General features: G+C 62.9%; 24 protein-coding genes, 1 tRNA gene and 1 pseudogene. 11 read left to right on the top strand and 15 right to left on the bottom strand.

Features of this window, described 5'->3' with window-relative positions:
- Positions 1-391: IS30 family transposase (locus DRB19_RS22740; protein ID WP_114188313.1), on the top strand; the 391-nt coding region annotated here is incomplete at its 5' end.
- 187 nt (positions 392-578) lie between these two features.
- Here the strand turns inward: DRB19_RS22740 and DRB19_RS22735 are convergent.
- The 7 genes and pseudogenes from DRB19_RS22735 to DRB19_RS22705 all read right to left on the bottom strand — a co-directional run.
- Positions 579-1,256 (bottom strand): annotated as a pseudogene (locus tag DRB19_RS22735) (EAL domain-containing protein); the annotation flags it as partial.
- A 12-nt stretch (positions 1,257-1,268) separates the two neighbouring features.
- Positions 1,269-2,822 (bottom strand): diguanylate cyclase domain-containing protein, encoded by a 1,554-nt coding sequence (locus tag DRB19_RS22730; RefSeq protein WP_147021922.1) that lies wholly within the window; start codon positions 2,820-2,822, stop codon positions 1,269-1,271.
- Between the two features lie 317 nt (positions 2,823-3,139).
- Complete coding sequence (locus tag DRB19_RS22725) at positions 3,140-3,430, bottom strand: hypothetical protein (protein WP_114188309.1); 291 nt, start codon at positions 3,428-3,430, stop codon at positions 3,140-3,142.
- Positions 3,431-3,958: 528 nt separating this feature from the next.
- Positions 3,959-4,249, bottom strand: a complete 291-nt coding sequence (locus DRB19_RS22720) for a hypothetical protein (RefSeq protein ID WP_114188308.1) — start codon at positions 4,247-4,249, stop codon at positions 3,959-3,961.
- A 417-nt stretch (positions 4,250-4,666) separates the two neighbouring features.
- A tRNA-Leu gene (locus DRB19_RS22715) sits at positions 4,667-4,752 on the bottom strand.
- Positions 4,753-4,822: 70 nt separating this feature from the next.
- Complete coding sequence (locus DRB19_RS22710; protein WP_114188307.1) at positions 4,823-6,010, bottom strand: FAD-dependent monooxygenase; 1,188 nt, start codon at positions 6,008-6,010, stop codon at positions 4,823-4,825.
- A 12-nt stretch (positions 6,011-6,022) separates the two neighbouring features.
- The gene (locus tag DRB19_RS22705; RefSeq protein WP_114188306.1) at positions 6,023-6,277 is read right to left on the bottom strand and encodes a zinc-finger domain-containing protein; all 255 of its coding nucleotides are present in this window, start codon (positions 6,275-6,277) and stop codon (positions 6,023-6,025) included.
- Positions 6,278-6,525: 248 nt separating this feature from the next.
- Between DRB19_RS22705 and DRB19_RS22700 the strand changes: the two genes are divergently transcribed.
- Together DRB19_RS22700 and DRB19_RS22695 are read left to right on the top strand one after the other, a co-directional pair.
- Complete coding sequence (locus DRB19_RS22700) at positions 6,526-7,290, top strand: alpha/beta fold hydrolase (protein WP_114188305.1); 765 nt, start codon at positions 6,526-6,528, stop codon at positions 7,288-7,290.
- Between the two features lie 170 nt (positions 7,291-7,460).
- The gene (locus DRB19_RS22695; RefSeq protein WP_114188304.1) at positions 7,461-7,994 is read left to right on the top strand and encodes a class I SAM-dependent methyltransferase; all 534 of its coding nucleotides are present in this window, start codon (positions 7,461-7,463) and stop codon (positions 7,992-7,994) included.
- Here DRB19_RS22695 and DRB19_RS22690 read toward each other — a convergent pair.
- On the bottom strand, positions 7,981-8,778 hold the full coding sequence (locus DRB19_RS22690) for an enoyl-CoA hydratase-related protein (RefSeq protein WP_114188303.1): 798 nt from the start codon (positions 8,776-8,778) through the stop codon (positions 7,981-7,983). The two genes, DRB19_RS22695 and DRB19_RS22690, sit on opposite strands and share 14 nt — an antisense overlap.
- A 106-nt stretch (positions 8,779-8,884) precedes the next feature.
- Here DRB19_RS22690 and cysE point away from each other — a divergent pair, with 106 nt between their 5' ends.
- The 3 genes from cysE (at position 8,885) to DRB19_RS22675 (ending at position 10,643) form a co-directional block, all read left to right on the top strand.
- On the top strand, positions 8,885-9,721 hold the full coding sequence (gene cysE / locus DRB19_RS22685; RefSeq protein ID WP_114188302.1) for a serine O-acetyltransferase: 837 nt from the start codon (positions 8,885-8,887) through the stop codon (positions 9,719-9,721).
- Between the two features lie 93 nt (positions 9,722-9,814).
- Positions 9,815-10,027 (top strand): DUF3126 family protein, encoded by a 213-nt coding sequence (locus DRB19_RS22680; protein ID WP_027315475.1) that lies wholly within the window; start codon positions 9,815-9,817, stop codon positions 10,025-10,027.
- Positions 10,028-10,112: 85 nt separating this feature from the next.
- Complete coding sequence (locus tag DRB19_RS22675) at positions 10,113-10,643, top strand: gamma carbonic anhydrase family protein (RefSeq protein ID WP_114188301.1); 531 nt, start codon at positions 10,113-10,115, stop codon at positions 10,641-10,643.
- Positions 10,644-10,676: 33 nt separating this feature from the next.
- Here the strand turns inward: DRB19_RS22675 and DRB19_RS22670 are convergent, their stop codons facing one another.
- Positions 10,677-11,357, bottom strand: a complete 681-nt coding sequence (locus DRB19_RS22670) for a transglutaminase-like cysteine peptidase (protein WP_114188300.1) — start codon at positions 11,355-11,357, stop codon at positions 10,677-10,679.
- Between the two features lie 301 nt (positions 11,358-11,658).
- Between DRB19_RS22670 and DRB19_RS22665 the strand changes: the two genes are divergently transcribed.
- Positions 11,659-12,480, top strand: coding sequence for a rhomboid family intramembrane serine protease (locus DRB19_RS22665; protein WP_114188299.1), 822 nt, complete (start codon positions 11,659-11,661; stop codon positions 12,478-12,480).
- Between the two features lie 135 nt (positions 12,481-12,615).
- Entirely contained in the window at positions 12,616-13,047 is a 432-nt protein-coding gene (locus DRB19_RS22660) for a CBS domain-containing protein (protein ID WP_114188298.1), read from the top strand.
- Here the strand turns inward: DRB19_RS22660 and DRB19_RS22655 are convergent, their stop codons facing one another.
- From DRB19_RS22655 to folE, 4 genes are all read right to left on the bottom strand, one after another.
- Positions 13,048-14,055, bottom strand: a complete 1,008-nt coding sequence (locus DRB19_RS22655; protein ID WP_114188297.1) for a patatin-like phospholipase family protein — start codon at positions 14,053-14,055, stop codon at positions 13,048-13,050.
- Between the two features lie 95 nt (positions 14,056-14,150).
- Entirely contained in the window at positions 14,151-15,296 is a 1,146-nt protein-coding gene (locus DRB19_RS22650; protein ID WP_114188296.1) for an MFS transporter, read from the bottom strand.
- A 123-nt stretch (positions 15,297-15,419) separates the two neighbouring features.
- Positions 15,420-15,830, bottom strand: coding sequence for a phosphoribosyl-AMP cyclohydrolase (hisI, locus tag DRB19_RS22645; RefSeq protein ID WP_114188295.1), 411 nt, complete (start codon positions 15,828-15,830; stop codon positions 15,420-15,422).
- A gap of 65 nt (positions 15,831-15,895) precedes the next feature.
- Positions 15,896-16,531, bottom strand: coding sequence for a GTP cyclohydrolase I FolE (folE, locus tag DRB19_RS22640; RefSeq protein WP_114188294.1), 636 nt, complete (start codon positions 16,529-16,531; stop codon positions 15,896-15,898).
- Positions 16,532-16,678: 147 nt separating this feature from the next.
- Here folE and DRB19_RS22635 point away from each other — a divergent pair, with 147 nt between their 5' ends.
- The 3 genes from DRB19_RS22635 (at position 16,679) to thrS (ending at position 19,555) form a co-directional block, all read left to right on the top strand.
- The gene (locus DRB19_RS22635) at positions 16,679-17,125 is read left to right on the top strand and encodes an iron-sulfur cluster assembly scaffold protein (protein WP_114188293.1); all 447 of its coding nucleotides are present in this window, start codon (positions 16,679-16,681) and stop codon (positions 17,123-17,125) included.
- Between the two features lies 1 nt (position 17,126).
- Positions 17,127-17,468, top strand: coding sequence for a membrane protein insertion efficiency factor YidD (gene yidD / locus DRB19_RS22630; protein WP_114188292.1), 342 nt, complete (start codon positions 17,127-17,129; stop codon positions 17,466-17,468).
- Between the two features lie 74 nt (positions 17,469-17,542).
- The gene (gene thrS, locus DRB19_RS22625) at positions 17,543-19,555 is read left to right on the top strand and encodes a threonine--tRNA ligase (RefSeq protein WP_114188291.1); all 2,013 of its coding nucleotides are present in this window, start codon (positions 17,543-17,545) and stop codon (positions 19,553-19,555) included.
- Positions 19,556-19,942: 387 nt separating this feature from the next.
- On the opposite strand, the gene DRB19_RS31265 is transcribed toward thrS, so the two are convergent.
- Both DRB19_RS31265 and DRB19_RS22610 read right to left on the bottom strand, forming a co-directional pair.
- Positions 19,943-21,280, bottom strand: a complete 1,338-nt coding sequence (locus tag DRB19_RS31265) for a CBS domain-containing protein (RefSeq protein ID WP_245439748.1) — start codon at positions 21,278-21,280, stop codon at positions 19,943-19,945.
- 198 nt (positions 21,281-21,478) lie between these two features.
- Positions 21,479-22,357: a hypothetical protein gene (locus DRB19_RS22610; RefSeq protein ID WP_114188290.1), complete on the bottom strand. Its 879-nt coding sequence runs from the start codon at positions 22,355-22,357 to the stop codon at positions 21,479-21,481.
- Positions 22,358-22,364: the final 7 nt, after the last annotated feature.

Raw genomic sequence — 22,364 nt, 5'->3', positions numbered from 1 at the left:
ATCCCGGTTCGTGCTGCTCGTTCGAGTTGACGGCAAAGACAGCGAGAGCGTGGTGAAGGCTCTTGTGCGGCAGGTTCGACGTCTGCCTCAAGGATTGATGGCATCGCTGACCTGGGATCGTGGGATGGAGCTTGCTTATCACAAGCGCTTCAGCGTCGCGACTGACGTTGAGGTCTACTTCTGCGATCCCCAAAGCCCGTGGCAGCGGGGAAGCAACGAGAACACCAATGGCTTGCTGCGGCAGTACTTCCCGAAGGGTTCAGACCTGTCCGCCTATAGCCAAAGCGACTTGGATGCGGTTGCGCTCCGGCTTAATACCCGGCCAAGAAAAACCCTTGGCTTTCAAACCCCAGGAGCTACCCTGGCCAAAGCTGTTGCGCTCATCACTTGAACCCACCGCTTCTTCTTTTGCAAATAAACTCAAATAGGAATCCAGATTATCTTTCTTCGGCAAGACGTCCCCTCCGTGAAACGCGTGCGTTGAACGAAGGGATGCTTAGATGAAAAGCACACGGAATCTCATTCGTAGGGTTACTACGTCAGTTCCCGAAGCGTCGTGCTTGAGGCCGGCCTGGCGATCAGGAAAACGACGGCCGCTTTCCATTGCTTGTCGCTGGACCGGCCGTCATTCCCGAGCGCCGCTCGTCGGCGAGCAGGGCCGCGATTTTCTCCTCCGGCAAGGCGCGGGCAAACAGGTAGCCCTGTAACTCATCGCAGCCGGTCATCGCCAGGAAGTGCCGCTGGTCCTCCGTCTCCACGCCTTCAGCCACGACCGTCAGGCCGATGGTGCGGCCCAGGGTCGTGATCGCCCTGATAATGGCAGCGGAGTCCGCGTCGGCAGAATGTCCAAGATGCTGGACGAACGACCGGTCGATCTTGATCTTGTCCACCTCGTACTGGCGCAGATAGCTCAGGCTCGAATGCCCGCTTCCGAAATCGTCCAGGGCAATCTTGAAGCCCATGCCCCGCAGGGTCTTCAGGGCGTCGCGCGTAACGGTGTCTCCCAGGAGGACGCTCTCCGTCACCTCCAGTTCGATCTGGCTCGGGTCCGTGCCCGTTTCACGCACGATCTCCATGACCCGTTCTGCGAAGCCGCTCAGCCGGAACTGATTGGCCGACAGGTTGACGGCAATCGACAGGCCGGGCCAGCGTCGCGCGGTCATGCAGGCTTGCCGCAGGACCATCTCGCCGAGTGGACCGATAAGACCCGTCTCCTCGGCGACGGGCAGGAACTGATCCGGCGAAATCATCCCGCGCGAGGGATGGTCTCATCGGATCAGGGCCTCGAGCCCGATGATGGGATGCCCGGATGCCGCGACCTGGGGCTGATAGTACACCTTGAGCCCAGTCCCCGACGCCAGCGCCTCGCGCAACTCCTCCTCGATCGTCGCCCGGCGCTTGACGGTCTCGTCCATCGTCATCTCGAAATAACGGTGACAATCGCGGCCTTCGTGCTTGGCGTGGTAGAGGGCGATGTCCGCCTTGCGCATGAGGTCGACACGGTCGAGCCCCGCCTCGGGAACCATCACGGCGCCGATGCTGACGCCCACGAAGGCTTGGCCGCTGAGTAGATCAAAAGGTTGGTGAACGGCTTCAAGGATGCGCAGGCACAGGCTTTCTGCGTCCATCCGGCCGCTGATGTCCGTTTGCAGGATCGCGAATTCATCGCCGCCCAGCCGCGCAACGGTGTCGGTGGCACGAAGCAACCCCGATAGCCGTCCGCCAAAATCCCTGATCAGCTTGTCGCCTGCATGGTGGCCGAGGGTGTCGTTCACGTTCTTGAACCGGTCGAGATCCAGCGTCAGAACCGCGAGCTTTTCGCCGCGCCTTGTGCGGGCGAGGGCCTGTTCGAACCGGTCATCGAACAGGGCGCGGTTGGGAAGGCCGGTCAGCACATCGTGGAAGGCGAGGTGCTGGGCATGGGCCTCGCTGGCACGAAGTTCGACCACTGTCGCTTCCAGCCTCGACGTCGAAGTGTGGAGGGAGCGGACGAGCCACACCATCACGGCGACCATGAGGGCGGACACCACGGCGGCGCTTGGCCCGATCACGTACAGGATCCTGGTGCCCGGGAGCTCGGGCCGCCACAGAAAATAGCCGATCATGTCGCCGAAATCGGAGCGCAGCGGCACGGATACCTCGCCTTCGCGCGGTTCGTTGGATCGCGCGAAGCGCAATCCTTCGATGAGGTTTCTGTCCGACAGCTGCTTGAGAAAGCTGTCATCGAGGAAACGCACGCTGACGAGAACGTATTCGCTGCCCGGTTCCTGGACCATGTCATCCGTATCCGGCACGATCTGCATAGCGCTGGCGGCCGCCGGCCGGTTGAGCAGGTCGAGCAGGTGAGCTTCGTGAACCGCTCTCCCTGATGTCAGGTACGGGCTCCCGGTCAATTTTGCCTGGGCGTCCGCCTGAGGACGAGAGCCGGTTCGAAGCTCCTTGATCAGGCTATCGAGGCCGGGCCTAATAGCTTCGAAGGTGTCGACCGAAACGTGGTTTCCGTTGATCGTCGCGTCGATCGGTTCGTCGCTGGCGTTCAGGATAAAGACCTGATCCTGGCCGAACGTGCGATAAAGCCAAGGCCCCAGGTTGGCGTCGATCCAGTCCAGGTCGAGCTCCGGCTTTTTGACCTGCTCGACGGCGTCGTTCCAGACCGCCACCATCTCCTGCTGCTGGGCGAGTTCGCCCACGATGGCCCGGATCGTACGGTCGGTGGTCTTGAGCTGACGCTCGACGGAGACATCATTGCTTTCGCGCACAGCCCAAAAAATCGAAAAGGCGGCGAGGCTGAGGGCCGCGAGCGTAACCGCTGCGACAGGCAAGAGGATCCTGGTGGAAAACCTCCAGTTGGAGAAAGCAGTCGAATAGGATTGACGCAGCACCTTAATGCCCCAGGAAAGCGTGATGTTTTGTGCTTTCCTATCCTATTCCGGTTAATAATCAGCAGATTTACTTCTGATAAACGGAACGTATATTTCGATACTATATTTCAGTTCGTTGTTAAAGGCACTTTGATCCCACAGCCAACGGCCTCTAATAAGAGCCTGTGCGGCAATGCCAGGGCGCGACGTGGCGCCCTGGCAGTCGGTCTTTTCGCCGGATCTTATTGGATCTACCGGCCAAGCCGGACAGAACGGCCTCAGGCTACGAGAGACAGGTTGTGCTGGTGCTGCCGCAGCTCTGAGAGCAGGGCCACATAGGGCTCACGCCGTTCATGATGACGAGCCCGGATCTTGCTTTTTATATGTTGCTTGAGCTCGCTGTCGGTAGCGCTGCGATCAAGCCTGTCCAGTTCAGACACATGCTGCAGATCGATGTTGGAAAGCGTCCGTAGAAGTTCCTGCATCATCGACTTGAGATCATCCGCGTACATCCCGTTGAGGATGTTCTTCCCGGTGGTCGCAGATGCATTTTTCTGATGGCTGGGCATTCTTCCTCCACTCACAAATTATGCAGTCGCAGTGGAACTTTCTTGAACGATGCAGCGCCGCTGATCACTTCGTAAGACTACCAAGGGGTGTCCCTACTCCTTTAGAGGGGAAAGCCTGCCGTGTCTGGCTCTGCGAAATGGCGCCGCAGAGTTTGCATCATGGGGCGGAGCATTAGCTCATCTTGGCAATGCGCCGATGATCCGCGCCGAGGGAACGAACACCCTGAATAGCGGTTGCCTAAACATCGAATCCTATGTCCGGAGAGCAACGCCATGAACAACATCATTTGGATCATCGGGGCGATCGTCGTCGTCCTCGCAATCCTTTCCTTCCTCGGATTGCGCTAGTCAGAGATAAGGGTGGGAGCCGGCCTGGCTTCTCGGGCCCACGGGTAGGCTTCTCCCGTCGCGCCGGCTTCCATCCCTCAAATTGCCGACGCGCAGACCTGTTATGATCGTGGATCGTATCAGCCTATGCACGCAGCCAATCGCCGGATTCTCAGATGTGAGAGAAGGAGCGCCAGCCTGTCAGGCCGCCAGAGATTGACGCCGTTGCTGATCCTGAAGCTCCCGGAGGAGCTTCGCATAAGGCTCTCGCCTCGCGCGATGCCTTGAGGCGATCGCATCCCTGATCTGCTGTTTCTGATCGCCTTCGAGACGGCTCTTCTCGAGCCTGAAAAATTCAGCTTCGAATTCGAAATCGATATTGGTCAATGTTCTTGCGACCCACAGAATCTTCAAGTCGATTTCAGATAAGATTCCTGAACTGTCCGCAGTGACGCTTGTGAAACGGGTGGCGTTGTTCGTATTGTTCTGCATATTCCCTCCGAATCTTCTGACCGTCGAGAAAGCATACGTTTGCGCTTCATTAACCCGCAACGCGCGCCACATAAGCATATGGGCTACGCTTTCCGTCACCTTCGTAGTACTCCCAATTGATGAAACGGCGGCCCTGATCGAATCGGACGGGTGAGGCGCTGCTGCTTGATCCGGTTTCGGCCGAAGAAAGGCCGCTTTTGACGCCAGTGACGACATTTTGCCGACAAGGTTTGCCGTAGCCTCGAGTCTCTGGAGCGTAGGAGCCTCGTGATGCGTAGCCTCGGTGTCTCGCTTGCCCTTCTGATGTCAGGGGTCGTTCTTATCCCCTTCTGGATCCTCGTGGCTTATGTAGCCAGCGTCCTGGCCGCGGCTCTGATGGCGCCGTAAGGCGCTGGTCGACCAGTCTGGAAGATCGCTTGGTGCGGACGGCGGGGATCGAACCCGCACGGGCAAGGCCCGAGAGATTTTAAGTCTCTTGCGTCTACCAGTTTCGCCACGTCCGCATTGTTCAAGACGGTTATCGGCACCGGGCGAAGAGCGCAAGCCCAGGCGGTCGCCAAGTCGGCGCGAGGCTCAGGCCAGGAGGCGAAAGTCATAGAGCCAGGCATAGCGCGTGGCCATGCCCTCCGGTCCGAGCCGGCGCATGACCTGATTGCGGGCGAACCCCATGAGCCCGCCCATGTGATAGACGCGCCCGTTCTGCCGCGCCGCCTGCTGCACTTTGCTGACGCGGTCGCGGCGCTGGCTGTCATACGTGGAGAGCGCCGATGGGACGGTTTGTGCGTCTGCGTCCAGCACGGACGCCAAGGCGGCCGCATCCTCAATGGCCATAGCGGCTCCCTGCGCCAGAAATGGCAGGATCGGATGTGCGGCATCGCCGAGCAGGGCAACTCGTCCCTTAGCCAGGGAGGTGACCGGATGATCGAACAACGACCAGCGCAGCCACTGCTCCGGTTCGGCCAGAAGCTTCCGAAGGGCGGCGGCCGCGTTCGCATAGCCAGCCAGCAGGTCCCGCCCTTCGCCCGGTGCGGCCCAGCCATCGACCGGACTGGGGCTTTTCGTAATGGCGACGATGTTGACCAGGCGTCCGCCGGAAATCGGGTAGTGCACCACATGGCCGCGGCGGCCGAGCCATAGGCCTGTTTCATCGCCTGCGAGTTCCGCCGGAGCGCGATTCCGATCGATCGTTGCGCGCCAGGCAATGGAGCCGCGATAACCGGGCTTCCTGCAGTCGCCGAGGCTCTGCCGCACGGTCGACCAAATTCCGTCGGCCCCGATGACGGCGTCGAAGGCGGTGCTTTCCCGGGCGCCGTTGCCGGTCACGAAGGTCAGTTCCGCCCGGTCTGCCCTGTCCTCGACCGTCTCGACCGTTCGTCCCATGACCAGCCTGACGGATGGGGTGGACCGGACCGCATCCAGAAGGATCGTCTGGAGCTCGGCCCGGTGAACGACCCAATAGGGTGCGCCGAAGCGCTCGCGCATGAACGCGCCCAGCGCCACCGCGCCAATCGGCCGGCCTGATCCCAGATCGCGCACGACAACCTGCGGGGGTTCTGTCACGACTCGCCGCAGGGCCGCGCCAAGGCCTAAATCCATCAGGATGCGGCTGGCGTTGGGGGATAGCTGCAAGCCTGCGCCGACTTCCGTGAAGCCGGTGCGGCGCTCGATGATCGTGATCGTATGACCTCGCCGGGCAAGGGCGAGGGCCGCGGTCAGCCCGCCGATGCCGGCGCCCGCGACGGCGATGGAAAGTGCGGCCACCTCAGCGCGCGATCAGGGACCGGACGGGGCGACGTTTTCCCAGAAGCACTCGGCCGGGGCGGCGTCGGTGACCCTGAGGGAGGGATCGTATTTGAACAGGGTCGAGCAATAGGAGCAGATAACCTCCTGATCCGTACCCATGTCGAGAAAGACGTGCGGGTGATCGAGGGGAGGCGTCGCCCCAATGCACATCAGCTCCTTCGTGCCCACCCGAATGACGGGAACGCCCGGATCGTTGTGAAAGTGGGGAGTGCCTTTGTCAGCCATCGTCGTTGCTCGTCGCTCGAGAAATTTGGGCGCACCATAATGTCCCAGTGGCCATGCGCCTAGAGCATTTTCCCGCTAGCGGAGCCGATCCCACGAAGGCCCGCCCCAGGGAGGACCAGAGGGGACCGGGCTTCGGTCCGCCGGGCCTGGCGAGGCATGACCGCCATGTTCTTGGACGATTGCGTCCGGGATGCCCTGTGGCTTAGGGTGCGCGGCACGTTTCCTACCTTCGCAACCCTTCCGGTCCCATGCATTTCTTCAATTCCAACGGCGTCAGCATCGCTTATATCGATGTCGCTCCCGACGAGGGGCATGGCGACCCGATCCTGCTCATCCACGGTTTCGCATCGAGCCATGCGGTGAACTGGGTCAATACACTCTGGGTCAAGTCCCTGACGAAGGCCGGGTACCGGGTCATCGCCTTCGACAATCGCGGCCACGGCCAGAGTGAAAAGCTCTATCGGCCGGAGGACTACGATTCCTACGTCATGGCCGAGGACGCCCGCCGTCTCCTCGACCACCTGGACATCGAACGGGCGGACGTCATGGGATATTCCATGGGAGCCCGGATCACGGCCCACATGGCGCTTGCGGAACCCCATCGGATGCGATCGGCCCTCCTGGGCGGTCTCGGCGTTCATCTCGTGTCCGGAGTGGGACTGCCCCTCGGCATCGCCGATGCCATGGAGGCGCCGTCCTTGGATGATCTGACGGACCCCATGCAGCGGATGTTCCGCGCCTTTGCCGATCAGAATGGCAGCGACCGCAAGGCGCTCGCGGCCTGCATCCGCGGATCGCGGCAATCGCTGACGGAAAACGAAGTGGCGTCCATCACTTTGCCGGTGCTTGTCTCTGTGGGCACAAACGATCCTGTCGCCGGCTCTCCCCACGACCTCGTCAAGCTGATGCCGAATGCGCGGGCCTTGGACATTCCCGGACGGGACCACAACCTCGCTGTCGGTGACCGGGTCCACAAGCAGGGCGTGATCGAGTTCCTGGCAAACCGCCCCTGAGCGCTTGGACGGAAAACTCTAGCCACCGGAAGATTTTGAGCGCAAGCTTTACGGCAGGGCGTCAAGGGAAGCGACTTCCGCGACTGCTCGCGTAGCGCCTCAGGGCTCAAGGGCTAATCCGTTGAACTATCCCGATCTTGTTTCAAGTTCCCTTCTGACAGGTTTGGCACATGACCCGTCTCGATAGTGCCATCCGGCGGCTCACCGCGCAGCGCGACGTCCTTGATTGGGCCAGCCGCGAGATCGCCCCGTCCGGCCTCGTTCTCGAGCTCGGGCTCGGCAACGGAAGAACCTACGATCACCTGAGAACCCGCCTTGCCGGCCGCGAGATCTTCGCGTTCGAGCGGTGCCTCGCGGCTCATCCCGATTGCATTCCGCCGGATGGTCGGCTGATCTTCGGCGATATTTTCGAGACGTTGCCGATCTTCATCGAAAAGCATGGGGAGCATTCGGCGGCGCTGGTCCACGCGGATATAGGCTCGGGCGACGAGGAGCTGAACCGCGCCCTCGCCAGGGATCTGTCGCCCCTGATCGAGCGGGTGTTGCAGCCAGGCGGGCTCCTCATCGCGGACCGCGCATTCGATTTGCCGAGCTGTCGCGATATCTCGGCTCAGACCGGCGTCCTCAAGAACCGCTACTTCGTCCATCGCCGGGAGACGCAGGAGCAACCAGCCGGCTCCCGGATCGCGGCTACCGCCCGGTAAAGACCGGGACGCGCTTCTCCAGAAAGGCCCTGCGCCCCTCGGCCGCATCGGCGCTGTCGAAGCACGCGTCCGCGAGTGCGACCGGGTCCGCGTCCGGCCCTGCGACGCCGGCCGCCGCATCGATGGCTGCCTTGGCGGCCTTGATCGTCAGAGGCGCATTCTGGGCGATATCCTGGGCCAGTGCCAGCACCGTCGCGTCCAGCTCGCTATCGCTCACCATGCGCTGAAGCACGCCGAGACGCTGGGCCTCGCGGGCATCGATCCTCCGGGCGGTGAAGAAGAGATCCTTCGCGGCCGGAACCCCGACGGCAGCCGTCACGATCCGCATGGCTCCCGCCGGATATCCGACCCCGAGCCGGGCGGCCGGGATCCCGAAGACCGCGTTGTCCGCCGCGACACGCAGGTCGCACGAGAGCGCAAGTCGGAAGCCGCCGCCGAGGCAGAAGCTTCGAATCATGGCGATCACAGGTTTCGAGCAGCGCGCCACCGCCCAGAAGGCCGCCTCATTGTGGGCCTCATAGATTCGTCCGCTCGTGGCATCCACCCGCGCGGTCTCGAACTCGGCGATATCGGCACCCGACGTGAACGGATTCGAGCCCGATCCGCGCAGGATGACGACCCGCGCCTGCTCGCACCGGTCCAGCGCCTCCATGATCGGCGGGAGGGCCTTCCACATGTCGAGATCGAACGCGTTGCGTTTGGCAGTGTTGTCGATGGCGATGGTCGCCACGGGCCCGTCGAGGGAAACGGCGAGCTTGGGCGTCGGCGAAAAAAAGATGCTCATGGCACAACAGGATCTAGGGTAAGGAGCGGCGAGTTCTTATTTATGTTACCTTTACCGGCCAAGCACCGGCAGGGTCTAAGGCCTATAGCGCCTGCAGGAGACGATCATGGCACAGTTTCACATGAAGCCCGGGGCAGCGGATCAGGTCGCTGCGACCCTCGATCCTCTCTGGGACCGGCTGAAGCGAGAGGCCGAGGCGATCGTCGTTGAGGAGCCGGCTCTTGCGGGCGTCGTACTGGGTTCTATCCTCCAACAGCCGAGCCTCGAGGCCGTCGTGATACACCGGGTCGCCGGTCGTCTGGCCCACCCGTCCCTTGCGGCCGATTTGATCGAGCAGGCCTTTCAGGAGGCGGTCGAGAGCGATCCCTCCCTGGGGGCGGCGTTCCGGGCGGACATCAATGCCGTCCTCGACCGTGATCCAGCGGCCTCCCGGGTGATCGAGCCGGTGCTGTATTTCAAGGGATTCCACGCCATCCAGACCCATCGACTGGCTCATTGGCTCTGGCGTCGGGATCGGCAGGACTTTGCCCTCTACCTGCAAAGCCGCTCCTCGGAAGTCTTCCAGACCGACATTCATCCTGGGGCCCGAATCGGTCGCGGCATCTTCCTCGACCATGCAACGGGACTGGTGGTCGGCTCGACGGCCGTGATCGAGGACAATGTCTCGATGCTTCAGAACGTGACCCTCGGCGGGACAGGCAAGGAGCGGGGGGACCGCCATCCGAAAATCCGGCACGGGGTGCTGATCGGAGCCGGCGCCAAGATCCTCGGCAACATCGAGGTCGGCCATTGCGCCCGGGTCGCGGCAGGGTCCGTGGTGCTGAAGCCTGTTCCCAACAACGCGACCGTGGCGGGCGTCCCGGCCAAGGTCATCGGCAGCGCCGGTTGCGCCGAGCCTGCAAGATCCATGGACCACTTCCTCTCGGAGATGGAAGGGATCTGACGGTTCCTATCCGATTTCAGGACCTAACGCTGCTTGCCCGCGTTGGCCGGGCATGGCAATGCCTGCACCCGTGAAACGTAGAAAGGGTTTGTAGTGGATAAGACGGAGATGGCGAAAGTCGAGCGGTACCTGCGCCAGACTTTTGCGAACCACTCGATCCGCGTGGTCGGTCGTCCCAAGAAGACCGATTCGGCGGAAGTTTATATCGGCGAAGAGTTCGTCGGCGTTCTGTTCGTGGATGACGAGGACGGCGATCGCTCCTTCAACTTCACCATGGCGATCCTCGACACGGACCTCGAGGACTGACCGGGCCATTCGCAGCAGAATTCTCGAACGAGGATCCTGCTGCAGCCCCCCGCGCCTGCGGCCACTCCAACATTCCGAAAACCAGATGCCGGTCTACAGCCTAGATGAGATCACCCCGGTCCTTCCCGAGCAGGGCCGCTACTGGATCGCTCCCGATGCCCATGTGATCGGCAGGGTCCGGCTCGGACTCGATGTCGGGATCTGGTTCGGGGCCGTTCTTCGGGGCGACAACGAGCTGATCGATATCGGGGACGCCACCAATATTCAGGAGGGCGCGCTGCTCCACACGGATGAGGGCGCTCCGCTCAGCGTCGGCGCAGGGTGCACCATCGGCCATCACGCGATCCTGCATGGATGCACGATCGGCGAGAATTCGCTGATTGGGATGGGAGCCACGATCCTCAACCATGCGCGCATCGGCCGGAATTGCCTCGTGGGCGCCAGCGCGCTCGTCACGGAAGGCAAGGAATTCCCGGACAATTCATTGATTGTCGGGACGCCGGCCAAAGCCATCAGGGTGCTGGACGACGATGCCATCGAGCGGCTGCGATGGTCCACCCGGCACTATGTGGAAAACTGGAAGCGCTTCGCAAAAGCAATGAAGCGGATCGATTGATCCGCTTCCTGTCGTGGTCTCGGGATTTCGCCGTCAGCGGTTCGCCGTCGTGGTCGGCGAGGACGTGATGCCGCCGAGCGACACCCAGCCAACCGTCTCCTGACTTTCCCGCTTGACGAAAACGTAGCCGGTGCGGTGCCAAGGCAGGACCGACGAGGTCTTGTTGTCCAGGACGTAGTCGCCCTGGCTGGTGCGAATCACCAGAACCGCGTGTCCTTCGCCCAGTTCGTCGATCACGACCGTCATGCGCATGGCCCGGCGCGACAGGCCACTCTCCGACAGGATCCGGCGCTTGAGGAGCTGGTAGTCCTCGCAATCGCCCTTGCCAGTATCGGGAAAGCCCCACACGTCGACGACACCCCATTGATCCGCGTCCGTGATGGCCTTGATGGAAGAGTTCACCCGCTGGTTCACGGAAACGATTGACTTCCAGATCTGGGGCGTCAGCTCGACGACCTCCGGTTCCGCGCGGTTCACGGAGCACTCGGACGGGAACTTCTCGCAGAACTTGACCCAGCCCTGAATCGGCTTGGCCGTACCCTTATTAACGATTGGGTTGCTGGCGCTCGGGAGAGCGGCGAGGGTTTGCGCCTGTGCCGGCGTGCTCAAAAATGCCACGGAAAGGCTGAAAACAGCCGTTTTAACGAACTTGGCCGTGAGCGCCTTCGCCCTTAGGCCACAAAGATCGAACCGCTTGAAAAAACCTTGCCGCATGCCCCACCAGCTAAGTTAATGTTCTTTTAACTAAGCTGACACGGTTGAATTGCGGGCTCAAGAGGAAAGTAAAGGGTGGGTTAACGCGTCGCGCTCGGCGTTGGTTCCATTAAGGTTAATAAAAATTCTTTTGGGTTAGGTGGCCATTCCTGCCGTAGCGTCAACTGCTTCGAGTCAGTGCATCCGGCTTAAAGAACAGGCATGATTCGGCGAATCGCGGGAATCGGCCTTAGACCGTCGTCCTATCGTCCTTAAAGTGTCCGATTGCGGTGCGATGCGCAATCGGACATGAAAAGATCCCATGAGATCCAGCACGACCCGTCCGGCCCGCGAACCCATCCTCAACCTTCCGGCCGCCGTCGCTTTCGGCGTGCTCGCCCTCGTGGCTATTCACGCCGGGCGCCTGCTTCTGTCGGAGGACACGGATTTCCAGCTGATCATCGATTGGGCGGTCATTCCTGCCCGGTGGTCGGTGGCCTTCGGAGGCGTTCAAGCCGAAGAGGTGATAAACTCCCTTAAGGGAAGCGTTCCTGACGAGGCCTTGTCTCCGCTTTCGATGCTGGCTCAGTACGTTCTCAACGAGGGGGAGGGCCGTCCCTGGACCGGCCTCACCTACGCTTTTCTGCACGGCTCCTGGGCGCACGTGCTGATCAACTGCGTCTGGCTTGCGGCCTTCGGAACGCCGATCGCCAGACGATGTGGGGCCTGGCGCTTCTTCAGCCTAGCGGCGGCATCCGCTTTGGGGGGCGCGATCCTGTATACGATCGTCAACCCTTTGCAGGTCCTGCCGATGATCGGCGCATCGGCGGCCGTATCCGGCATGATGGCGGCGGCATCCTGGTTCATGTTCGCGCCGGCGGACTGGCTCGTCGAGGAAGGTCGAATGACGCAGCCGCACGAGCGCCTCAGGGAAGGTTTGGCCGATATCGTGCGCAACCGGCAGGTGCTGATCTTCCTGGGCGTTTGGTTCGTGGCCAATTACGTCTTTGCGTTCGTGCAGCCCGTCGGCGTCACCGATGCCAGCATCGCCTGGGAGGCTCATATCGGCGGTTTTCTCGTAGGGTTGGCGCTTTTCCCGCTTCTCGACCCTCTCCCGACCCGTCCCGGCCGCATCTCGGCTTGAAACCAGCGCCTTTTCGCCGGATCATAACCGGACGACGCAGGGTCATGTCCCGGCCGTCACGGGAGGTGAAACGCGTTCTCGGCATTGCCGATGCGGAGGATGAAAGCCTCTGCTGTGCGCTTGAGGGAGGCGAACATGATCGTGAACCGAATCCTTTCGATCAAAGGAAACAACGTGGTCAGCATCGAGCCGGATCGTACGCTCGGCGAAGCGGCCAAGCTCCTGTCGGATCGAAAGATCGGCGCGCTTCTGGTTTGCGACGACCGGCAGCCTGTCTCGGGGATTGTCTCGGAGCGGGACATCGTCCGAGCCATCTCGGATCACGGCGCCCAGGCGCTCTCGGAGCCGGTATCGCGCTTCATGACCGAGAGGGTCGTCACTTGCACCACGAAGACCCAGATCAACGACATTATGGAAATCATGACCCGGGAAAAATTCCGTCACGTTCCCGTTGTCGAGAACGGGTCCCTCATGGGCATCGTGTCCATCGGCGACGTGGTGAAGCTTCGCCTGGAGGAGATCGAGGCGGAGGCTCAGGCGATCAAGGAATACATCGCTACCGCGTGATCACACGGCCTGCGCTTCCTGCAGGATTTCCATGATGTCCGGCAGGGCGCGCTCGGTCGCCTGGCGTCCAAGCGCGATGCATTCCTCCGCCCGGTGGAATTCGAACAGACCCATCTTGGCCAGCTTCGGAGCGATCATGACGTCCGGCGGGTCGCCCGCCAGGCGCGAGCGCGCGATCCTGTCCTGGGTGATGTTGAAGGCATCGACCATCACGCTTGCGAATCCCGGGGCGTTAGGCCTGCGGGGCTTTTCGGCCCGGGCCGCCGGGAAGATGCCCCATCGGCGGGGAGCCTCGATAGCCTCGTCGATCTCCTGCTCGATGGCCGTTTCCGCATCGTAGGACTGGATGACCGTTCCGCGGACGCGGACTTCCCCGTTGAGGTTGACGCAGATCACGATCTCCGCCCCGAGCGCGCGGGCGGCCGTGATGGGAATCGGGTTGACCAGCGCGCCGTCCATAAGCCAGCGCCCGCCGATCATGACCGGGTTGAAGATGCCCGGCAGCGCATAGGATGCGCGCATGGCCTGGACGAGGGGGCCGCGGGTCAGCCAGATCTCGTGGCCGCTGGAAAGCTCCGTGGCGATGGTGCAGAACTTGACGGGAAGGGACTCGACCCGCTGGTCCGTGAGATCCTGCTCGAGAAGCCGTTGCAGGCGTCCGCCCGCGATGAGCCCGGAGCCGGCGATGTGGAAGTCGAGCAGACCCATGACCCGGCGCTTCGTCAGGGAAAGGGCGAAGGTCTCGAGTTCGTCGAGCTTTCCGGCAGCGTAGCAGCCTCCCACGACGGCTCCGATGGACGAGCCCGCGATCACATCCGGTGCGATCCCGGCCTCTGCGAGCACCCGCATGACGCCGATATGGGACCAGCCCCGCGCGGCGCCGCCGCCGAGCGCCAGTCCAATCTTGAGCCTCGTCCTGGGGTCGCGCTCGACCGGCGCATGCATTTCGGTTGTTCCCCCACCGCCACCTGACCCGGCGCTGCGCCGGGCAATACCGTCCCACAACATGACTGCACACTCCAAGGCCCTTCGATCTTCGGGCCTCAACCGTGAAGACCTGATGAACGATGCCTCAAAGTTTCATTTAGGGCGTCCGGCCGAAACTAAACAGTGGCCGGACGCAGGGTGCGTTGGGACAAGAGGATGATCGTGACGGCGCAAATGATGAGCAGGCTCAGGGCCGGGCGCAGGCCGATGGCGTCACCGCCGAAGCCGATGAGAGGAGGGCCCAGCAACAGGCCCGCATAGCCGAGCGTTGCCACCATGGCGACGCCGATGCTGGGAGCAACGCCCTTGGTCTCGCCGGCGGTGCTGAACAGCACCGGAACGGTGTTCGCGAGGCCCAGCCCCACCAAGGCAAAGCCGATCGTGGCCGGGAAGGGCTGCGGCACGCCCATGGCGAGTGCGATGCCGAGCGCCGCCAGAAGGCCACCTAGTTGGACGGTGCGGATGCGGCCCAGACGGCGCACAACGAAGTCGCCCATGAACCGGCAGATCGTCATGGTGAGGGAAAAGCCCACGAAGCCTGCCACCGCAGTCTCCAGGGACGCCCCAGTGACGGTCTGGAGGTAGATCGCCGTCCAATCGGCCATGGCCCCCTCCACCAGGAGGCACAGCATGGTCACGAAGGCGAGGCCCACGATTGCTCCGCGCGGCCAGGCAAAACCATGCCCATCGGTGGCCTTCTCGGCCTCGTTTAGGGTCCAGAACGACACTGCCAGAAAGAGCGCTCCCATGCCGAGGCAGGCCAGCAGCAGGGTCGGGAGGATGTCGAGACCGACGGAAATCAGAAGGCCCGAGCTGGCCGCTCCCGCGAGACCCCCGAGGCTGAAGAAGGCATGGAACGACGACATGATTGGCTGGCTCCAGGCGCGCTCCACCACGGTGGCGTTGGTGTTCATGGAGACGTCCATGGCCCCGTTGCAGGCTCCGGCCAGCAGCGAGGCGGCCACGAAAAAGGGAAGGCTAGTGGCAAGACCTGGAAGAACGAGAGCGGCCGCGAAGGCGAAGGCCGCCACGAGCGTGGTTGTTCGGCTGCCCACATGGGCCGTCACCCACCCGACGATCGGCATGAGCACGATCGCCCCAAGCGCAAAGGCCAGGAGCGCAAGGCTGAGCTGGCCATCCGACAGGCCGAGCGCGGCCTTGAACCGAGGCAGCTGGGCCGCCCAGGTGCCGATGCCGAACCCGTTGCCGAAGAAGATCGCGCTCGCGGCGACGCGCGCCAGGGGAAGGTCTTTGTGTCTCATCCAGAGGTTCTTAAACCCCAGGCGCGGGATTTCCACCCCTCCAAGCTTCGAGGGGAGACGGTCACACGCGAGCGAGTCCGACGCCTCCCGCGGTCCAAAGGGACCGGAAGGGCAACGGAGCGCCTACGCGACGACGAGCCTCGTCTCTCCGTGCGTAACTTCGATCTTTCGGTAGAAGCAGGATTGCCGACCCGTATGGCAGCAGCCGCCGTCGCCGGCGACCTTCACCTTGAGCCAGATGGCATCCTGGTCGCAGTCGACCAGCATCTCGACAACCGTCTGAACCTGTCCGCTTGTTGCGCCCTTGTGCCACAGCTCTTGCCGGGAGCGCGACCAATACCACGCCTCGCCGGTTTGAACGGTTCTCGCGAGCGCCTCGGCGTTCATGTGCGCGACCATGAGCAGTTCGCCGGTTGTGGCTTCCGTCGTCACGCAGGTGATCAATCCGTCAGCTCCGAATCGTGGAGAGAGGACGGTTCCCTCCTCAAGGTCGGCCTTGGGGCCCGGAGCGGGAAAAGTGTTGATCGCGCACATGAGTGATCTCGGGGGAAGCCGTATCGGCCCATCGATGGTTTGACGTTGGTATCAGCCGGGAAGCCTCAGACCTTGCCGTGCCGGACGAGCGTAAGGAAGCGCACCTGCTCTGCCGGATCGTTCTTGAACGCGCCGGTGAACTGGGTGGTCAGCGTCATGGCGCCGGCCTTCTGCACGCCCCGCATGGACATGCACATATGCTCCGCCTCGATCATCACGGCGACGCCGCGCGGCTCGAGCGCTTCCTCCATGGCTGCGGCGATTTGCGCCGTCATGGATTCCTGCGTCTGCAGCCGCCTGGCATAGACTTCCACCAGGCGAGCAAGCTTGGACAAGCCCACGACGCCTTTGGTCGGATAATAGGCGATGTGCGTCATGCCATAGAACGGCACCAGGTGGTGCTCGCAATGCGAATAGAACGGTATGTCGCGGACCAGAACGATATCGTCGTAGCCCTCGACCTCGGCGAAGATCTTGTTCAGGACTTCCTTCGGATCGTCCTGATAGCCGGAGTAGAATTCCCGGAAGGCTTTCGTGACCCGTTTGGGCGTATCGTGCAGGCCCTCTCGCTGCGGGTCGTCACCCGCCCAGCGGATCAGGGTGCGGACAGCCGCTTCGGCTTCCTCCCTGGTGGGACGTTCGGCGGTCTTGTCGGCGGCTGCGGGCAGACGCGGGGACAAGGACTTAACCACATCGTTCATGTGGAGCCTTTCTACAACTCTACTGGGCCGCGCGGCCCTGGACGTTTCCACTACACCGCGTAAGGCACTTGACTTGGCCGAGTCGCAGCAATCGATTTGTATGCCTATATTGGGTAGGTAGCCCTGTCTTGTCACCCCGTCAGGCCGATGCTGAACGATCTGTACAACCGCCGCATCCTCGAACTCGCCGCCAGCATCCCGCATCTTGGGCGGCTGGAGCAGGCTGATGCCACGGCGACCGCACGTTCCAAGTTATGCGGATCTACCGTAACGGTCGATCTCAAGCTTGACGGAAATGTTGTGACCGACTTTGCGCATGACGTAAAGGCCTGCGCCCTCGGCCAAGCTTCATCTTCCATCATGGGTCGGAACGTCTTGGGATCGACCGCCGAAGAGCTGCGCCAGATCCGCGAAGCGGCAACCCGGATGCTGAAGGAAAACGGGGAGCCCCCGACCGGCAAATGGGCCGACCTTCAGGTGCTCGAGCCCGTGCGGGACTTCAAGGCCCGCCACGCTTCCATTCTGCTGACCTTCGATGCGGTGGTGGATGCACTGAACCAGATCGAGGCGCGCCGGGCGGCGGGCGGCGAGTGACGTGCCGAACTCCTCGCCCAGCCCCGTCCAGCAGGCGGCCCATTGGGCGATCCGCGGATACCAGCTGACCTTGTCCGGCCTCATAGGCCGCCAGTGCCGGCACTTGCCGTCGTGCTCGGAATATACCGACGAGGCGATCCAACGGCACGGCTTCTGGGCAGGAGGCTGGATGGGCGCAGCTCGGATCTGCCGCTGCGGGCCGTTCGGTACCTCGGGGCTCGACATCGTTCCTGAAACATTGCCCGAAACGGCGGCCTGGTATAAGCCCTGGGCCTATGGTCGCTGGCGGGGCGTCAATGCTCCCCCGATCACCTGCGAGGCGGTCGAACCTGACGGCGGCTGATCTCGCTTTTCCGAACAAACCGTCGGCCCCGCTTACCTGCTCCGTTGGCAGGAGTGAGCCAGGAGAAAGCTCATATGATCACCCTGACATTCCCTGATGGCGCCCAGCGTCAATATTCCCCTGGCATCACCGGGCGCGAGATCGTCGAAGGCATCGCCAAGTCGCTGGCCAAGCGCACGGTCGCCATGGCGCTCGACGGCACCGTCGCCGATTTGGCCGATCCGATCACGCAGGATGCGAAGATCGAGTTCCTCAACCGGGAGGACCCGCGCTCGTTGGAGCTGATCCGGCACGACGCCGCGCACGTTCTGGCGGAGGCCGTGCAGGCGCTCTATCCGGGAACGCAGGTGACCATCGGGCCCGTCATCGAGAACGGGTTCTATTACGATTTCGCCCGTCCCGAGCCGTTCACGCCGGAGGATTTCGCCGCCATCGAGGCGAAGATGCGCGAGATCATCGCCAAGGACAAACCCTTCACCAAGGAGACTTGGAGCCGCGAGAAGGCCAAGCAGGTTTTCGCCGAGAAGGGCGAGACCTACAAGATCGAGCTCATCGACGCGATTCCGGAAGGCCAGGATCTCAAGATCTACTTCCAGGGAGACTGGTTCGATCTCTGCCGCGGCCCGCACATGACTTCGACCGGCAAGATCGGCAACGCCTTCAAGCTCATGAAGGTGGCGGGAGCGTATTGGCGCGGCGATTCCAACAACCCGATGCTGACCCGCATCTACGCCACCGCCTGGGCCTCCCAGGAAGACCTCGACAACTACATCAGGCAGCTCGAGGAAGCCGAGAAGCGCGATCACCGGCGGCTCGGCCGGGAAATGGACCTGTTCCATTTCCAGGAGGAGGGACCAGGCGTCGTGTTCTGGCACCCGAAGGGCTGGACGGTGTTCCAGGAGCTCATTTCCTACATGCGCCGCCGCCTCAAGGGCGACTATCAGGAGGTCAACGCGCCGCAGATCCTCGACAAGGCTCTGTGGGAGACCTCGGGTCACTGGGGCTGGTACCGGGAGAACATGTTCGTCACCAAGACGGAGGACGATCGCGTCTTCGCCATCAAGCCGATGAATTGCCCGGGCCACGTGCAGATCTTCAAGCATGGCTTGAAGTCCTACCGCGACCTGCCGCTGCGCCTTGCCGAGTTCGGCTCCGTCTCCCGCTACGAGCCTTCGGGAGCGCTGCACGGCCTCATGCGCGTTCGCGCCTTCACGCAGGACGACGCGCATGTGTTCTGCACCGAAGATCAGCTTGCGGCCGAATGCCTGAAGATCAACGACCTGATCCTCTCGACCTACGGCGATTTCGGCTTCGAGGAGATCGTCGTGAAGCTCTCCACCCGGCCGGAAAAGCGCGTCGGCACGGACGAGATGTGGGATCATGCCGAGGAGGTGATGACTCGCGTGCTCAAGCAGATCGAGGACCAGTCCGGCGGGCGCATCAAGACGGCGATCAATCCCGGCGAGGGGGCTTTCTACGGTCCCAAGTTCGAATACGTGCTGCGCGACGCCATCGGCCGTGACTGGCAGTGCGGCACCACGCAGGTGGACTTCAACCTGCCGGAGCGCTTCGGCGCGTTCTATGTCGACCAAGACGGCCAGAAGAAGACGCCCGTCATGGTCCACCGTGCCATCTGCGGGTCCATGGAGCGCTTCACGGGCATCCTGATCGAGCACTTCGCAGGACATTTCCCGCTCTGGCTCGCGCCGGTTCAGGTGGTGGTCGCGACCATCACGTCGGAAGGCGACGAATACGCCATGGAGGTGGTCAGGACTCTCGAGGATGCAGGCCTGCGCGTCGAGGCGGATCTGCGCAACGAGAAGATCAACTACAAGGTTCGCGAGCACTCCCTCGTCAAGGTGCCGGTGCTGCTCGTGGTCGGTCGTAAGGAAGCGGCCGAGCGGACGGTATCGATCCGCCGCCTCGGAAGTCCCGACCAGAAGACCATGACCCTCGACGGGGCTTTGCAGGCACTGGTCGCGGAAGCGGTCACGCCCGACCGCAAGCGCGCCGCCAGGGCTGTCTCTGAGCCGCAAGGACATGCGACCCTCGACGGGCATCACGTGGTCGAGCGCACGGTGGCGTGACTGCGCGGCCCCCTCTTCATCGAAGGGAGGGCGGAGCGTCTGACGATGCACTACCTAAACTCCCTCCCCCTTGCGGGGAGGGATAAGGGTGGGGGTGGTGAGACGGGTTGAGAGTCCGGCGCTACCACCTCTCCCATGGGGAGAGGTCGGACCGTGAGGGGCGTTGTTATTCGGAGAGGGCGTAACCCCTCACCCTCGCTGCGCTCGACCTCTCCCACACGGGAAAGGTGAGGCTGTAGCAGCCTCACGCCTCGACAACGAAGCTAAGAGCTTTGACGTTACGACCCCCCACCTCCACCTCCTCCCCGCTGTTCAGAATGAACAGACGCAAGGGGGAGGAGAGAAGCGGCGGCGTTCATCGTGTCGGATCTTCAGCCGATTGGGCCGCTACGTCGTCTGCCGCTGACGACCGCCTTTTCCTGCGGTGTGGCCGCCGGAGGGCGATCCGGCTGTAGCGCCTGCCGTGCCGGTTGCGTGTCCGGCCTGCCGCTGGCCGACCCGCAGGTTGTTCTGCACATGGGTCACGCCGGAGACGGCTTCCGCGATGTCCTCGGCCCAGCGCCGCTCATTGCGGTCGCGCACGGTGCCCGAGAGAGTGACCTCCCGGTTCTGAACCGTCACCTCGATTTCCGATGCATCGACGCGGACGTCGTCGGTCAGGCGCTCGTTCACGTCTTCGCGGATGCGGTCGTCTGAGCGCTGATAGTTGCGCGGCCCACGGCCCTGACGCTCACCCCGGCGAACCTCGCCGCGGCTCGCGGTCGCGTCGTTTCCGAACCGGTTATTGCCCGGACCCATGCCGTAGTTGCTGTGGTCCCGCCTTTCGTTGACGAGGCTCCAGGTGCGCTCCCGGTCCTGCATGCGGCGATCCGTTTCGCTGCTGTCGTCGCCGGGCCGGGCGCGCTCGCCAGTGATGGTCGAGGCCCCGTATCTGCGGGGGCGGAAGCCACGGCCGGCGGAGCCCCGTCCGGCATATTCATCGCCATAGCTCTGGTAGCCGTCGCCCCCAAATCCGCCTGGCATGCGGGCGTCGCGACGTCCTTCCTCGCCGGGATGGCCGAAAGGACCGAAGGCTGCCCGCACGTCGTCCTCCTCCCGGAAGCGGAACTGGTCGCCGGAACCGGCCTGTCTTTGGCCAACCCGATGGCCTAGTTCGCGATAATCGTTGGGCCGATGGCGCCGGTCATCATCGTCGCGGTCGTCGCGCATGCGCCGTTCCAACTCGCGGCGCTCGTCGCCTGTCAGGGGAGAGGGCCTGCGGTCCCGCGTCTGGTCGGCGCGAGAGGACGACAGGGTTCCCGTGCGGTCGGGCTCCGACGGGGTGGAAATCCGGTGAAGCGCCTGCGAAGCTTGGCCTTCGCTGTCGGTCGCGAGATCGCCCAGGGCCACGATCCCGACGAGGTGCTTGTCGTGATCGACCACGGGAAGACGGCGGATCTGATGATCGCTCATCAGTTCGACGATGTGGTTGACGTCGTCGTCGTCGAAGCACCACCAGACATTGTCCGACATGACATCGCGCACCCGTGTCGTGTCCGGCGGAAGGCCGGCGGCGGTGGCGCGGACCGTGATGTCCCGGTCGGTGATCATCCCTCTCAGCCGACGGCCGTCGCAGACGGGCAAGACGCCGACATTCATCTCATCCATCATCCTTGCGGCTTCCTGGATGGTGCGATCGGGCCCGACCACGCGGACGTTGCGCGTCATGATTTCTGAGATCTTCATGAAAGTGCTCCCGGTGAGGGCCACGCCATGAAGGCTCGGATTTTCCATGCCCGGCTCGACCAAACGTCAGAGTCCGGGTAATGCGGGCAGAGCGGAAAGGTTCAGGCAAAACGTCAGGTGAGGTGCTTCTGAGACCGGCTGACAGCTCCAACCTTCATCCTGAAGGTTGCGGGCGAATCGCGTAGGACACCACCCGCCTCAGGTCGGCGGGACGACGATTTCGATGTCCCGGTCGAGGCCGCTTTCCACTTTGAAGTCGCGGGTGTGGACCTTGCCCTCGTGGCGGGCGATCAGAACGTAGTCGCCTTCCGCCAAGGTCACGGATGGGAACGCGCCAATCGCCTCGCGAATCACGTCGCCGCCCGGGGTGAGCACGCTGAACGCAGTTCCGGCGAAAGCCTCGCCCCCTGCGCTTCCGACCAGCTTCAACGTGACGGTGGCGGCGCGGTGATTGAGGGTTGCCTCCGTGACCCGGCCCGATTCCACCTTGAGGTCGCTGCGCATGATGGCGTTGGCGTCGCCATAGGTGGACACCACGTGATATGTGCCCTCAGGCAGACGGATGACCTCGTTCGCCTTGGCATTCGCGATCACGAGGCGGCCTTCGGAGTTTTGGGCCATCGGGACATAGATCGCGAACGAGACTTTGTTTGGCTGAATGGGACTCTCTCCAACGGCGCCCTTCAGGCGTAGCGCGCCGGCGCTGATAGTCAGCCGTTCGGTGAGGATCCCTGCCTGGACGCTCAGGCGCTTGGAAGCGCCCGCGAACCCATAGGCGGCATGCATGATGTAGTTGCCCGGAGACAAGTTGAAGGTCGGCGTCGGGCTGCTGGAGCGGCTGACGATGTTCGGCTGGACCGTGTCGCCGCGATCCTCATAGACGCGCCAGACGAGACCGGAGCGGATCGGCTGATTGTTGTCGGCGAACACCGCGCTGGCGCTCACCGTGACCCTGCCGACCGGGATCGGGGGAGGGTTCTGCGTCAACGACGGTACGGCCGGAGTCTGCGCCGTCGCGGTAGACCAGACGAGCAGCGCCATGAGGCCTGCCAAAGTGGGTGTCACGAAGCGCGTCATCGAACGT

The organism is Microvirga aerophila, from assembly GCF_003332305.1.
Lineage (GTDB): Bacteria > Pseudomonadota > Alphaproteobacteria > Rhizobiales > Beijerinckiaceae > Microvirga > Microvirga aerophila.
This window is presented reverse-complemented; position numbering and strand designations above follow the sequence as displayed.

Coding starts and splice junctions, on each gene's coding strand:
- DRB19_RS22725 (WP_114188309.1), bottom strand. CDS start 3,430: ATGCCCAGCCATCAGAAAAATGCATCTGCGACCACCGGGAAGAACATC.
- DRB19_RS22720 (WP_114188308.1), bottom strand. CDS start 4,249: ATGCAGAACAATACGAACAACGCCACCCGTTTCACAAGCGTCACTGCG.
- DRB19_RS22705 (WP_114188306.1), bottom strand. CDS start 6,277: ATGGCTGACAAAGGCACTCCCCACTTTCACAACGATCCGGGCGTTCCC.
- DRB19_RS22700 (WP_114188305.1), top strand. CDS start 6,526: ATGCATTTCTTCAATTCCAACGGCGTCAGCATCGCTTATATCGATGTC.
- DRB19_RS22695 (WP_114188304.1), top strand. CDS start 7,461: ATGACCCGTCTCGATAGTGCCATCCGGCGGCTCACCGCGCAGCGCGAC.
- DRB19_RS22690 (WP_114188303.1), bottom strand. CDS start 8,778: ATGAGCATCTTTTTTTCGCCGACGCCCAAGCTCGCCGTTTCCCTCGAC.
- cysE (WP_114188302.1), top strand. CDS start 8,885: ATGGCACAGTTTCACATGAAGCCCGGGGCAGCGGATCAGGTCGCTGCG.
- DRB19_RS22675 (WP_114188301.1), top strand. CDS start 10,113: ATGCCGGTCTACAGCCTAGATGAGATCACCCCGGTCCTTCCCGAGCAG.
- DRB19_RS22670 (WP_114188300.1), bottom strand. CDS start 11,357: ATGCGGCAAGGTTTTTTCAAGCGGTTCGATCTTTGTGGCCTAAGGGCG.
- DRB19_RS22665 (WP_114188299.1), top strand. CDS start 11,659: ATGAGATCCAGCACGACCCGTCCGGCCCGCGAACCCATCCTCAACCTT.
- DRB19_RS22660 (WP_114188298.1), top strand. CDS start 12,616: ATGATCGTGAACCGAATCCTTTCGATCAAAGGAAACAACGTGGTCAGC.
- DRB19_RS22655 (WP_114188297.1), bottom strand. CDS start 14,055: ATGTTGTGGGACGGTATTGCCCGGCGCAGCGCCGGGTCAGGTGGCGGT.
- DRB19_RS22650 (WP_114188296.1), bottom strand. CDS start 15,296: ATGAGACACAAAGACCTTCCCCTGGCGCGCGTCGCCGCGAGCGCGATC.
- hisI (WP_114188295.1), bottom strand. CDS start 15,830: ATGTGCGCGATCAACACTTTTCCCGCTCCGGGCCCCAAGGCCGACCTT.
- folE (WP_114188294.1), bottom strand. CDS start 16,531: ATGAACGATGTGGTTAAGTCCTTGTCCCCGCGTCTGCCCGCAGCCGCC.
- DRB19_RS22635 (WP_114188293.1), top strand. CDS start 16,679: ATGCTGAACGATCTGTACAACCGCCGCATCCTCGAACTCGCCGCCAGC.
- thrS (WP_114188291.1), top strand. CDS start 17,543: ATGATCACCCTGACATTCCCTGATGGCGCCCAGCGTCAATATTCCCCT.
- DRB19_RS31265 (WP_245439748.1), bottom strand. CDS start 21,280: ATGAAGATCTCAGAAATCATGACGCGCAACGTCCGCGTGGTCGGGCCC.
- DRB19_RS22610 (WP_114188290.1), bottom strand. CDS start 22,357: ATGACGCGCTTCGTGACACCCACTTTGGCAGGCCTCATGGCGCTGCTC.